This is a genomic window from Marinicauda pacifica (assembly GCF_004793635.1).
In the GTDB taxonomy this organism is placed as follows: domain Bacteria; phylum Pseudomonadota; class Alphaproteobacteria; order Caulobacterales; family Maricaulaceae; genus Marinicauda; species Marinicauda pacifica.
In genome coordinates this window covers 1-12,268 of sequence record NZ_SRXV01000004.1, presented here as the reverse complement: position 1 = coordinate 12,268, position 12,268 = coordinate 1, and the positions used below count along the sequence as shown (strand labels likewise).

Here is a 12,268-nt window from a genome sequence, read left to right as displayed (position 1 = left end):
GCTTGACCGGACCGGCGGACTGGATAACGTTCCGCGCCAGCCTGCCCGAGGGGGCAGACAGGGGAAAAAGCCGGCGTCCAGAGCCGGCAGCGGGAGGAGACATCCATGGCTTCGCTATCGCCCGGGCAGCATGCCCATTGGTCGTCGCGCTTTGCATTCGTCATGGCGGCCGTCGGGTCGTCGGTCGGGCTTGGCAATCTGTGGCGCTTTCCGTTCCAGACCGGAGAGAATGGCGGCTCGGCCTTCGTGCTGGTCTATCTGTTCTGCGTGGCGCTGGTCGCCTATCCGGTGCTGAACGCGGAACTGAGCATCGGGCGTAACGCCCAGCTCTCCGCCGTCGGCGCGACGCGCAAGATGGCGCACAATTCGGGCGCCTCGACGCGCTGGTCGATCGTCGGCTGGTTCGGCATGATCGGCGCCTTCCTGATCCTGTGCACCTATTCGGTGATTGCCGGCCAGGTCATGGCCTTCTCCGCGATGGGCTTCCTGGGCGAGTTCGGCTCCAGCCCGGTGGGTGAGGCTCCGGTCTCGCTCTACAACTCCATTCCGGTGCAGATCTTCTGGCACTCCCTCTTCATCGTGCTGACCGTGCTGATCGTCGCGCGCGGACTGAAAGGCGGGATCGAGCAGGCGGTGACCATCCTGATGCCGCTCTTCTTCGTGATGCTGATCGGCCTGTCGGTCTTCTCGCTGCTGCGCGGAGATGCGCTGGAGACGCTGAACTACCTGTTCGCGCCGGACTTCACCAAGATCACGCCGGGCGTGGTGCTGGCGGCGCTGGGACAGGCGCTGTTCTCGGTCTCGGTCGGCTCGGCCATCATGATTACCTACGGCTCCTACCTGCCGCGCAGCGAGAATCTGGGCACGTCCTCGGCGATCATCGCCGGGTCGGACACGCTGGTCGCGCTGATCGCGGGCCTGATGATCTTCCCGATCGTCTTCCTGGTCGGTATCGATCCGGCCTCGGGCATGGGCCTGATCTTCAACGCGCTGCCGGCCGTCTTCGCCGACATGGCGTTCGGCAATATGGTCGGCGGAGCCTTCTTCTTCCTCGCCTTCATCGCGGCGCTGACCTCGTCGATCTCGCTGTTGCAGGTGATCGTGGCCTGGGCCGAGGAGCATACCGACATGAGCGCGGGCATGGCCGCGACGGTGGCCGGTGCGCTGGTCTGGATGGTCGGTGTCGGCGCGGTCTATTCGCCGGTCTTCGGCGGCGCCTTCGTGGACGTGCTGTCGGGCGAGATATTCCTGCCGATCACCGCCTTCCTGGTCGCGGTCTTCGCCGGCTGGGTGATCCCGAAAGCGACGATGCGTCACGAGAATTCGGAGATGAGCGAAGGCGTGTTCAGCCTGTGGCGCTTCCTGCTGCGCTATGTCTGCCCGATCGTGATCGGCGCCATTCTGGTGCTCGGCCTGAATGCGCGCTTCGGCGTCTTCGGCGGCTAGGCCCGAGCTGCCACCACGGCACGACGCAAAACCCTTCGCCACCTGGCGGAGGGTTTTTGCTATTCCAGCGTGTCGGCGAGCCGGTCGGTGGCGCGCACCAGGCCGTCGATGATGCCCGGCTCGCCCGCGGCATGGCCGGCGTCGTGGATGAATTCCAGCCGCGCGCGCGGCCAGGCCTGGGACAGCGTCCAGGCCGTCTTGGGCGGGGTGACCATGTCGTAGCGGCCCTGGACGATCGCGCCGGGAATGGATTTGAGATGCGCGGTCTCTTCCAGAAGGACGCCGTCGCGCTCCAGAAAACCGCCATGGACGAAGTAATGGGTTTCGATGCGTGAGATCGCATCGGCCCGGCGCGGATCGGGCGCGGCCAGATCGCCGGCAGGGGACATGGCGATGAGAGAGCTTTCCCACGAGGCCCAGGCCAGCGCATCGTCCCGGCGCGCGGCGATATCGTCGCCGTTCAGGCGCCGGTAATAGGCGTTCAGCACGTCCTCGCGTTCACGCGCGGACAGGCGTCCGGCAAACCGCTCCCACATGTCGGGGAAGAGATGGTTGGCGCCGCTGCGGTAGAACCAGTCAAGCTCGGCTTTGGTGCAGGCGAACACGCCGCGCAGCACCATGCCGAGTGTGCGGTCCGGATGGGCGCGCGCGTAGGCCAGTGACAAGGTCGCGCCCCATGAGCCCCCGAAGACCACCCAGCGGTCAACGCGCAAGGCTTCGCGCAGACGTTCGATGTCATCGATCAGATGAGGCGTGGTGTTGTGTTCCAGAGAGGAAAAAGGGCGCGAGCGTCCGCATCCGCGCTGGTCGAACACGACGATCCTGTAGCGATCGGGGTCGAAAAACCGGCGAATGGCGGGAGATGCCCCGCCGCCTGGCCCGCCGTGCAGCGCGACAACGGGAACTCCATCGGCTCGCCCGCATTCTTCATAGTGAAGGGTGTGCCCGTCACCGACGGCCAGCATTCCGGTGCGGAATGGCTCGATATGCGGGTAGAGACCCACGCGATGGTGGCGGCTTCTCTGGGCGTCCATCGTCAAACTTGTGCTAATGATGCTGTTAAACGCTTGGTGTTTGACCAGCTTATGCGTTTTGATAGAGAAATAAAGCGACGCGGGGGGCGTCGCTGACCTCGCGACATGGAGCAGACCGGGTGAGGCGGATGCCGACAAGTCATGCGATTGCAGCCGCACTGGGGTGCGCGTTGGTGCTGCAGGGCTGCGCCAGTGCGCCGTTCGACCTGGGCGGCAGCGAGCAGGTGGAGCTCGGCACATCCGAGCAACAGGCGCTCAGACGCGCGGCGCGCACCTTGCGCGACACCGTGGCCGAGCAGGGCTGGCGGGTCGAAACCGCAGGCAATTCCGGGGCTCTGGGCTTTTTCAGCCGTCTTGTCACCGGTGAAGGCGACGAGGCGAATGAGAACCCGGCCGAGACTCCGGCCATGGCCTACATCACGAGCGACGAGGCGGATGCCGTCAGCCTGCTGCAGAGCGATATCGAGCGGGCCACCCGGCTGACGGCGGACGTGGCCGACGCGGCCGACCGCGTCGCAAGCAGCAACACCTCCTACGAACAGGATGCTATCAATCGCGATATTGCCCGCGCCGAAGCGGCGCTGACCGCTGCGCGCCGGGCAAAGAGCTATTTCTCCGATGTGTCCGGCCAGCTGGTGACCCAGGAGGGCGACGGCACGAGCCTGGCCCCGGTCGAATCCGGATTGAACGGACTGGAAACTGAAATCACGCGGCTGGCTGCAAGCGCCGACCGGCTGGCAGAACGGCGCTGGGCGTCCGGTTCTGCCAATGTGGGCTGACCCGCGGTGAGAGATACGGCCGAGGCGGGTTTCGACCCCGAAACAATCAAGGGATTTCTGGCGCGCGACGAGGCCGATGCCTTGCACCGCCATGCCAGCGGCGTGCGTGCGCCGGGTCCGCTGGTCGAGATCGGCTCCTGGTGCGGGCGCTCAAGCGTCTATCTGGGATGGGCGGCGCGCGAGACCGGCAAGGTGCTGTTCGCCGTCGATCACCATCGCGGCTCGGAAGAACACCAGGCCGGAGAAGAGTATCACGACCCGGACCTGTTCGATGTCGAGCTGGGCCGGGTCGACACGCTGCCCGAGTTCCGGCGCACGATTGCTCGGGCGGGTCTTGAAGACACGGTCATGGCGCTGGTCGGACCGTCGGCCCTGCTGGGCCGCTGGTGGCAGGGGCCGGTCAGCTTCCTGTTCATCGATGGCGGCCATGCGATGGAGACGGCGCTCGGCGACTATCGGGCCTGGGCCGGTCATGTGGCGCCCGGCGGAGTGCTGGCGATACACGACGTATTCCCCAACCCTGCCGACGGCGGACGGCCTCCCTACGAAATCTGGAAACTGGCGGTGGGCTCAGGCCTGTTCGAGCCGGTCGAGCGTGTCAATTCGCTTGAGATCCTGCGCCGGCTCTAGCGCCTGCGGTCCAGGCATCGGCGCGCGCATGGCGGATCAGCAGATCGCTGCCGGGGCTCAGGGCGTACAGAGCGTCCGCGGCAAGCAGGATGGCTCCGGCCGTCCAGCTCGGAGACTCGCGCGGCCAGACCGCGCCCAGCTCGTACTGCCAGCCCATCCAGTAGCCGCCTTGTGACGAGGCCAGCGGGGACAGATCGTCAAGCAGGCTGCGGGCCGTCTCGGTGCGCCCGGCCGAGAGGCAGGCCAGCGCCAGTTCGGCCGTTTCGGCGGCCGTGATCCAGGGCTCGCCGGTCACACAACGGCATCCCAGATCCTCCACCACAAAGCGCGACCAGCCCTCTTCCAGGTGGGCACGCGCGGTACGTCCGGTCACCACGCCGGCCAGGACCGGATAATACCAGTCCATGGCGTAGGCCGAGCGGTCGATCTCCCGGTCGAAGCGCTCGGGGCGGCCGATCAGCGCGTCCGCGATGCGCTGGCGGGCGGTGGCCCATTGAGGACGCGGCTTTCCAAGCGCATCGGCCAGGCGCAGCCCGCATTCGAGACTCTTGAACAGGGAGGCATTGCCCGCGCGCAGCGAATCCACGCTGTCCAGCGGCTGACCGGTATCCGGCGCGCGCCAGACGATGTCGCCGTGCTCGCTCTGGTGGGCCAGAACCCAGTCGAGCGCGCGTTCGACCATGGCAAAATGGCGCGCGATCAGGCGCGGCTCATCCAGGGCGAGCGCGCAGCGCAGCACCGTGACGGCGGCATAGCCGTTGAAATTGGTATCGCGCGCAGTGGCCGGTATCGCGGGCGGCGCGATACGCTCTCCGCTTTCATCCATGGGGATGCCGGCGCCGAGCTCGCCATCCCAGCTGCCATCGGCGTTCTGGCGCGCGGCGAGCGCGTCCAGCGCGCGATGAACGGCCTCCTCGCGTCCGACGACCGCCAGACCCATGGCGCTTTCGCCGTGATTCCACGGGTCCCAGACCCCGGTCTCGATCCAGTCAATCATTCCATCGCGGTTCTGAAGCTGTTCGATCCGGTCCGCGCAGGCGCCCAGATCTAGGCCGGAGAGAGTGCGCGCGCTCATGCTGCGGCCTTTTCAAAATACAGCGCGACCGATTTGCCGAGGACCGGATTGAGGAGCTTCTCGCTCCAGCGGGTCAGGCGCGGCGCTTCGATCAGGTCCCATTCGAGCACCTTGCGATAGGCGCGCACGGTCCGGCTGTCCTCCTGGCGGTCCCACTTGGCGCATCGCAGCCACCAGTAGGGGCTGTGCAGGGCATGGGCCCAGTGACGCTTGAAGAAGCGGTAGCCCTGGCGCTCCACACGGGCGCGCAGCTCGGAATCCTTGAAGATGCGCACATGACCGCCGGGCGTGTTCTGGTAGCCGGTGGAGAGTTTCCAGCAGATCGCTTCCGGCCAGTAGCGCGGGACCGAGAGCGCAAACTTGCCGCCGGGTTTCAGGACGCGGTCGATCTCGGCCAGCGCCAGATCGACATCGGGCAGGTGTTCGAGCACTTCAGAACAGATCACGGCATCGAAGCTGTCATCGGCGAAGGGCAGACGTCCCGCGTCGCCCACCGAGAAGACCGCCGTGCGCGGCGGCTCGGCCGGGGGCGGCGGCAGCTCGAAGAAGCCATCAATGGCGGCGTCCAGATCGTCGAAATCGAGATCGAGCCCGGTCACGTCGAGCGCGCGCTCATGCCAGTACAGCGCATGCAGGTGGCGTCCTCGGCCACAGCCGAGATCGAGCACACGCATGCCGTCTTCAAGGTCGAGCGCATCGAGGTCGAGTGTGATCATGAGGCAGCCTGGGTCCGGGGGTGAGTGGCGATAAGCTCGTGGTAGAGCGAGAGCGAGGCGCGGGCATGATCGTCCCAGACAAAGGCGGTCCGCGCCCAGGCGGCACCGTCCCGGCTCATGCGTTCGGCGCGGTCTGGAAAGTCGAGCACGCTTTCGATCGCCGCGGCCAGCGCATCGGCATTCTCGACCGGAACGACGATGCCGGCATCACCCGCGACTTCGGGCAAGGCCCCGCCAGTCGATACAATGATCGGCGCGCCGCACGCCATCGCCTCGGCGGGGGGGAAGCCGAAACCTTCAAAGCGGGAGGCGGAGACGAAGACGGCCGCGCGCCGGAAGAGCGCCGCGATCTCCGACTGGGCCAGGCCCGAGCGGAATTCGACCCGTCCGGTCAGGCCGGTCTGGTCCAGCATGCGTTTGGTCGGTCCTTCGCGCAGCGTGCCGACGACGACGAGACGCAGGTCGGGACGGGCCGGGGCGATTTTGGCCATCGCCTCGATCAACACGTCCAGCCCCTTGATGGGGACGTCGGCGCTGGCCATCGCCACCATCAGGCCGGGATCGCGAGCGACTGCCGGATCGGGATAGAAGGCGGCGTGGTCGATGCCGTTATGAGAGACGGCGATGCGGGCGGGATCGACGCCGCAGCGCGCGGCATAGGCCTGGCGCGAGGCTTCGGACACGCAGATGAAGCCGGGAAGGCGGCGCGCGGCGGCGGCCTGGGTCTTCACGAAATCATGCCAGCGCGCGACCAGCAGGCGCTTCCACCATGAGCCGGCGCCGGCGATGGCAAAGTCGCGATCGATGTCGATCGGGTGGTGCAGGGTGGTCAGAAGCGGGATGCGGCGTGACAGTCCGACCATCGGCATGGCCAGGGTCTGATTGTCGTGCACGACATCGAAGCGGTCGCCCTCGCGCTCGAGAAACGCCCTCAGCCTGCGGGCAAAGGCGGTCATCTCGCCGAAGGCGCCGCTATTATGGGCCAGCCACTCGCCGCGGTCGGCACGCGAGGCGAGATGGCGCCATCGCAGGGCGAGAAGCGCATTGGTCTCGCTGAACAAGTCGAGCGAGGGCAGCTCGATCAGCTCGATGCCGGGATCGAGTTCGGGATAGGGCGGGCCGGAGGCGACCGAAACCTCGCATCCCTGTCGCGTCAGGGCCCGGCTCAGCTCGCGTACATACACGCCCTGTCCGCCGACATGGGGGTTGGACCGGTAGCTGGTCAGCAATACCCGCAAGGGCGGCGCGGCGCGCGGGCCCGCACTCATGTCGTCGGCGTCTCTCATCGAGGCGGGAAGCTAGCCGCAGGCCCCGGCAGCTCCAAGCGATTTTGCGCGTGCGCGCTGAGCTTTCACCCTGAAGATGCTTGGCGTTGCGGCGGGAAGCTTGTAAGCGCGCGAGCATGCGAGTTCCACACTTCTCCATGACGGCGCGGCAGGGCCGCTTCGCCCTGTTCTACGGCGCGTTCTATCTCGCCTTCGGCGCCTATCTGCCCTACATGCCGGTCTGGTTCGAAGGGCGCGGACTGGCGCCCGAACAGATCGGGCTGGCCGCCGCAGCCGGCATGATCGGCCGGCTGATCGCCGCCCCGCTGGGCGCGGTGTGGGCCGACCGCGCGGCGCGCCGGCGCGACGCGCTGATCGGGTTTGCGGCGATCAACCTTCTGGCGTTCGCGCTGCACATCCCGGCGATCGACCCGCGCGCGATCCTGGTCCTGGCCCTGCTGGCGGGCGCGTCGATGACGGGCATCATCCCGCTGGTGGACGCGTTCGCCATGTCGCAGGCGCGCGCCAAGCGCTTCGAGTTCGGCCCGGCGCGCGCGATCGGCTCCTTCACCTTCGTGCTCGGCAATCTGGGCGCGGGCTACTGGGTGTCGCGCGCAGGCGGGGAGGCGGCGCTCGCCTGGATCCTCGGCGGGGCGGCGCTGACGCTGGCTGCCGCCATGCTGCTGCCGCCGGGACGGCGCCGGACGGCAAGCCAGACACGGCCGGCCATGAGGGCGGCGGACCTGAAACTGCTGGCCGGCGCCGGTCTGCCGCTGGCCTTTGCCGCGTCGGCCTTCCTGCAGGGCGCGCACGGTTTCTACTACGCCTTCTCGGCGGTGGCATGGCGCGCGCAGGGCATTCCCGGCGAGGCGGTGGGCGCGCTGTGGTCAACCGGCGTGGCGGCCGAGATCGTCTTCCTGATGCTGGTCGGGCGCGCGATGCGCAACTGGACGCCCGCCGGGCTGCTGGTGCTGGGCGGGGTGTGCTCGCTGATCCGCTGGAGCGCGCTGGCGATGGCGCCGCCGCTGATGGCGCTGTTCGCGCTGCAGATCCTGCATGCGGGCAGCTTTGCGGCGACCTATCTGGGCTTTCTGCGCTTTGCCAGCCAGGCCATGCCCGAGCGTCTGGCCGCCACGGTGCAGGTGGTCAATTCCGCGCTGTCGGGCGGGATCGTGCTGGCGCTGGCGACACTGGCGTCGGGCTATGCGTATGCGTCCATGGGCACGCGCGGCTTTGCCCTTATGCTTGTGCCGGCCGGGGCGGGGCTGGTGGCGGCGGTGTGTCTGCAGCGCCGAAACCGGTTCTGAAGCGTTGCATTTTCGTGTCAAAGGCGGGGCTTCTGCCGTGCCGGGCGCTTCTTCTACTTGGGCCGCCGGGCGAACCATCCCATAAGTTGCAGATCGAAGCCGAGGAGGGCGGATGGCCCGTCACGCGCAGGAGCAGGAGGAACTGGCCGGACTGTCCATCGAGGCAGAGGACGGCCTGTGCGTGGTTCGCCCGCGCGGCGACTGGACGGTGGAACAGATCGGTCGCTTCGACCGGCCCTTGCGCAAGCTCGCCCGCGACGAGGACGCGGCCTCCATCGTGATCGATGTCAGCGCGCTGGACCGGCTCGACACGGCCGGCGCCTATCTGCTGGGACGCACTCTGGGCCCCGGGCGCGAGCTCGAGGAGAGCCGGGTGCGCGGCGAACACCGCACGGCGCGGCGTCTGATCGAGGAAACGCGTGAGGCATTCCAGGACTGCCCGTCCACGCACGAGGCGCGGCGCGGCCCGGTAGCCGTGTTCGCCAGCATCGGACAGGCGCTGGAAAGCTTCGTGCTGGACGCGGTGGACACGTTCGACTTCTTCGGCCGCACGGTCGCGACGGCGGGACGCACGCTTGTCCAGCCCTGGCGGCTCAGATGGACGGCGACCGTCTCGGTCATGGAAACCGCCGGCGTGAACGCGCTGCCCATCGTGGCGGTGCTCGCCTTCTTCATCGGCGCGGTCGTCGCCTATATGGGCGCGGACCTGTTGCAGACCTTCGGGGTCTCGGTCTTCACCGTGGAACTGGTCGGCGTGGCGGTGCTGCGCGAGTTCGGCGTGCTCATCACGGCGATCATGCTGGCGGGACGGTCGGATTCCGCCTTCACCGCGTCGATCGGCTCGATGAAGATGCAGCAGGAGATCGACGCGATGCGCGTGCTCGGCCTCGACCCGTTCGAGGTGCTGGTTCTGCCGCGTGTCATCGCCTGCGTGCTGATGGCGCCGCTGCTCACATTCGCTGCCATGCTGTCGGGCCTGTTCGGCGGGATGGTGGTCAGCTGGGGCGTGCTGGACATCTCGCCCAACTTCTTCATCGACCGGCTCCAGTCCTCGATCAGCTGGGAGCATTTCTTCGTCGGCATTTCCAAGGCGCCCGTCTTCGGCATGATCATCGCGGTGATCGGCTGCCACCAGGGCATGAAGGTCGGCGGCGACGTGGAAAGCCTGGGCGAACGCACGACCGCCTCGGTGGTCCATGCCATCTTCGCGGTTATTGTCGTGGATGCGCTGTTTGCCATGCTCTACCTGGAGCTCGGGATATGAGCGCGGAGCCGATCATCGAGGTGAAGGGGCTGCGCAGCCAGTTCGGCACCCATGTCGTCCACGAGGATCTCGACATGACGGTGCGGCGCGGCGAGGTGCACGGGATTGTCGGCGGGTCCGGTTCGGGCAAGTCGGTGCTCGTGAACACCATTCTGGGCCTTCGAAAGCCCGACGCCGGCGAGATATATTTCGACGGCCAGGCGATGAGTGAGATGAGCGCCCGCGACCGCGCGGTGCTGGAGCGGCGCTGGGGCGTCCTGTTCCAGGGCTCGGCCCTGTTCTCCTCGCTCAGCGTGCGCGAGAACATCATGGCACCCCTGCGCGAGCATATCGACATGCCGGTCTCGCTGATGGCCGAGATTGCCGATCTCAAGCTCGGCATGTCCGGCCTCGGCCCGGAGGCTGCGACCAAGATGCCGTCCGAACTGTCCGGCGGAATGAAGAAGCGGGTCGGCATTGCCCGGGCCCTGGCGCTCGATCCCGACGTCCTGTTTCTCGACGAGCCGACAGCAGGTCTAGACCCGGTCGGCGCCTCGAAGTTCGACGAAATGATCAACGAGCTTCGCGAGACGCTGGGCCTGACCGTCATCATGATCACGCACGACGTGGATTCGCTTTATGCGATCTGCGACCGCATTTCCGTCATTGCCGAGAAGAAGGTTATCGTCACCGCGCCGATCGAGGAGCTGGTGGAGTTCGACCATCCCTGGGTGCAAGACTATTTCGCCGGTCCGCGCGGACGCGCGGCCCGCAGCGGCTAGGAAAGAGGGAGCCTGTCTCCATGGAAACGAAAGCCCATCATGCGCTCGTCGGTTTCTTCGTGGTCTTCCTGGCTGCGGCCGCCGCCCTGTTCACGCTGTGGATCTCGCAAATCCAGTTCGACCGCGAGTTCGAGGAATACGATGTCGTCTTCGACGGCCCGGTACGCGGCCTGCGCGAATCCAGCGAGGTGCGCTTTAACGGCATCCAGGTCGGCGAGGTCATCGATCTGGGACTGAACCCGAACAATCCCAACGAGGTGATCGCGCGAATCCGGGTGGATGCCGCAACCCCGGTGAAGGTGGATTCCTTTGCCCAGCTGGAACCCCAGGGCCTGACGGGCCTGTCCTACATCCAGCTCTCGGGCGGGTCGCCGGGGGCGGAGGCGCTGCAAAGCCGGTCGGGCGACCGGCCCGCACGCATCTTCGCGCGGCAGGCCCAGCTGGAAGGCCTGGTCGAGGGCGGCGAGACGGTGATCGAGAACGCGCAGATCACTCTGACGCGCTTCAACCGCCTGCTGAGCGACGAGAATATCGAGAATTTCACCCTGACGCTCGACCATGTCGAAGACGTCAGCCGGGCCTGGGCCGAAAACGACGCCATGATCGAGCGTCTGAGCCTGGCCATCGACAATTTCAACCAGGCGGCCATGGATATCTCCTCCGCCGCGGAGGCCTTGCAGCAATTTGGCACGACGGCGGATTCCTTCGTGGTGGAGCAGCTCGCGCCAATGGTGGAGGAGACCACGGCGGCCTCCATCGCCGTGAACCAGGCCTCCGTCGAGACGTTCGAGATGCTCGAAGACATCCGGCCGGGGCTTGAATCCTTCGCCGACGAGGGGCTGGAGTCGCTGACCACCGCTGCGCGCGATCTTCGCGTCCTGATCTCGGCGCTTGAACGTATCGCCGTCCAGCTGGAAGAGGATCCGGCCGGCTTCCTGAGCGAGCCACGCGGCCGTGAAATCGAGGTACCGCAATGACATCGAACATGCTGACGCGTTTGGGCCGGGCCGCCGGGGCCGGTTTGTCACTGCTGCTTGTATCGGGGTGCATCCAGCTTCTTCCCGACAGCCAGCCGGCCAATATCTATCGTCTGGGTCATGAGGCGACCCCGTCTGCGGAAACCGCCGAGGTGGGCGAGGTGATCCTGATCGAACGTCCGGGCGCGCCGCGGGCGCTGGCCGGTAACCGGATCGCGACTGTCGGCAGCGATGGCGAGCTGGCCTATATCTCCGGGGCCAACTGGATTTCACCGGCACCCGACCTGCTGCAGGAATTGCTTCTGGATACGGTCGATCGCGAATTGCCGGGCTATTTGGCAACACGCCCGGGCGATGGCGTCTCCTCGCGCTTCACCTTGCGCGTCGACATGCGCCATTTCGAGGCCGTCTACGACGAGGGCCAGGGCCGCGCGCCCCAGGCGCGGGTCACGCTGCGCGCGCGCCTGGTCGATAGCGACACGCACTCCATGGTGGGCGTGACCACGGTGTCGGGCTCGGCGCGCGCGGGCGCCAACCGGCAGACCGAAATCGTCGAGGCCTTCTCTCAGGCGGCCGGCGCTGCGGCTGCGGAGCTGGCGCAATGGACGCGCGCTCACCTCTCCCGGCTCGAAGACGAAGCTGGGCCGCAAGGGTAGCGGGCTGTCCACTCTGGGTTCCCGCCTTCGCTGGGAAAGAGGCGTGGAGGTTGGACCGGCAGAGAAAAACCCAAACGTGTCACCCCGGACGGCCGAAGGCCGATCCGGGGCCTCGTGCGCGTGACGGGCGCGAGCCTGCACCCCTCACGAGGTCCCGGGTCTTCGTTTCACTCGCCCGGGATGACAGTCTTTGGTTTTTCAGTGTGGGATGGCGGCCTTGGAGGGGCACCCTGTCCACTCTGGGTTCCTGTGTGTTGGAGCTGTGCCAGATTAGGGGCGCGAAGGAGACCGTTGGGTTCCTGACCCCCTTTGGGGAGGTCGCGATCCGGCCCGGTCCCTTCGCGCTGAGCTTAATCAG

The 12,268-nt window shown here is 67.0% G+C and carries 12 protein-coding genes; 8 read left to right on the top strand and 4 right to left on the bottom strand.

Annotated features, from left to right (window positions below; genetic code table 11):
- The first annotated feature begins 105 nt into the window (after positions 1 to 105).
- Positions 106 to 1,446, top strand: coding sequence for a sodium-dependent transporter (locus tag E5162_RS13115; RefSeq protein ID WP_135945733.1), 1,341 nt, complete (start codon positions 106 to 108; stop codon positions 1,444 to 1,446).
- Between the two features lie 59 nt (positions 1,447 to 1,505).
- Here E5162_RS13115 and pip read toward each other — a convergent pair whose 3' ends face one another.
- The gene (gene pip / locus E5162_RS13110) at positions 1,506 to 2,480 is read right to left on the bottom strand and encodes a prolyl aminopeptidase (protein ID WP_135945732.1); all 975 of its coding nucleotides are present in this window, start codon (positions 2,478 to 2,480) and stop codon (positions 1,506 to 1,508) included.
- Between the two features lie 128 nt (positions 2,481 to 2,608).
- Between pip and E5162_RS13105 the strand changes: the two genes are divergently transcribed.
- Both E5162_RS13105 and E5162_RS13100 read left to right on the top strand, forming a co-directional pair.
- Complete coding sequence (locus E5162_RS13105) at positions 2,609 to 3,259, top strand: hypothetical protein (protein WP_135945731.1); 651 nt, start codon at positions 2,609 to 2,611, stop codon at positions 3,257 to 3,259.
- A 6-nt stretch (positions 3,260 to 3,265) separates the two neighbouring features.
- Positions 3,266 to 3,889 carry a class I SAM-dependent methyltransferase gene (locus E5162_RS13100; protein ID WP_135945730.1) on the top strand — a complete coding sequence of 208 codons (624 nt, stop codon included), beginning with the start codon at positions 3,266 to 3,268 and terminating at the stop codon, positions 3,887 to 3,889.
- Here the strand turns inward: E5162_RS13100 and E5162_RS13095 are convergent.
- Genes E5162_RS13095 through E5162_RS13085 form a run of 3 tightly spaced genes read right to left on the bottom strand, consistent with a single transcriptional unit; the run spans position 3,858 to position 6,948 of the window.
- A complete protein-coding gene (locus E5162_RS13095; RefSeq protein WP_158291309.1) occupies positions 3,858 to 4,964 on the bottom strand; it encodes a prenyltransferase/squalene oxidase repeat-containing protein in 1,107 nt (368 codons plus the stop codon). The genes E5162_RS13100 and E5162_RS13095 overlap by 32 nt on opposite strands.
- Entirely contained in the window at positions 4,961 to 5,680 is a 720-nt protein-coding gene (locus E5162_RS13090; protein WP_135945728.1) for a class I SAM-dependent methyltransferase, read from the bottom strand. Before E5162_RS13090 ends, E5162_RS13095 begins: the two co-directional genes overlap by 4 nt.
- A complete protein-coding gene (locus E5162_RS13085) occupies positions 5,677 to 6,948 on the bottom strand; it encodes a glycosyltransferase family 4 protein (protein WP_233342096.1) in 1,272 nt (423 codons plus the stop codon). Before E5162_RS13085 ends, E5162_RS13090 begins: the two co-directional genes overlap by 4 nt.
- A 134-nt stretch (positions 6,949 to 7,082) precedes the next feature.
- Here E5162_RS13085 and E5162_RS13080 point away from each other — a divergent pair, with 134 nt between their 5' ends.
- The 5 genes from E5162_RS13080 to E5162_RS13060 all read left to right on the top strand — a co-directional run bounded on the left by E5162_RS13080 (position 7,083) and on the right by E5162_RS13060 (position 11,910).
- Positions 7,083 to 8,252 carry an MFS transporter gene (locus tag E5162_RS13080; RefSeq protein WP_233342095.1) on the top strand — a complete coding sequence of 390 codons (1,170 nt, stop codon included), beginning with the start codon at positions 7,083 to 7,085 and terminating at the stop codon, positions 8,250 to 8,252.
- A 112-nt stretch (positions 8,253 to 8,364) separates the two neighbouring features.
- Positions 8,365 to 9,516: an ABC transporter permease gene (locus tag E5162_RS13075; RefSeq protein ID WP_135945726.1), complete on the top strand. Its 1,152-nt coding sequence runs from the start codon at positions 8,365 to 8,367 to the stop codon at positions 9,514 to 9,516.
- A complete protein-coding gene (locus tag E5162_RS13070; protein WP_135945725.1) occupies positions 9,513 to 10,277 on the top strand; it encodes an ABC transporter ATP-binding protein in 765 nt (254 codons plus the stop codon). Before E5162_RS13075 ends, E5162_RS13070 begins: the two co-directional genes overlap by 4 nt.
- A 20-nt stretch (positions 10,278 to 10,297) precedes the next feature.
- The gene (locus tag E5162_RS13065) at positions 10,298 to 11,254 is read left to right on the top strand and encodes an MlaD family protein (RefSeq protein WP_135945724.1); all 957 of its coding nucleotides are present in this window, start codon (positions 10,298 to 10,300) and stop codon (positions 11,252 to 11,254) included.
- 8 nt (positions 11,255 to 11,262) lie between these two features.
- A complete protein-coding gene (locus E5162_RS13060) occupies positions 11,263 to 11,910 on the top strand; it encodes an ABC-type transport auxiliary lipoprotein family protein (protein ID WP_158291308.1) in 648 nt (215 codons plus the stop codon).
- Positions 11,911 to 12,268 lie beyond the last annotated feature (358 nt).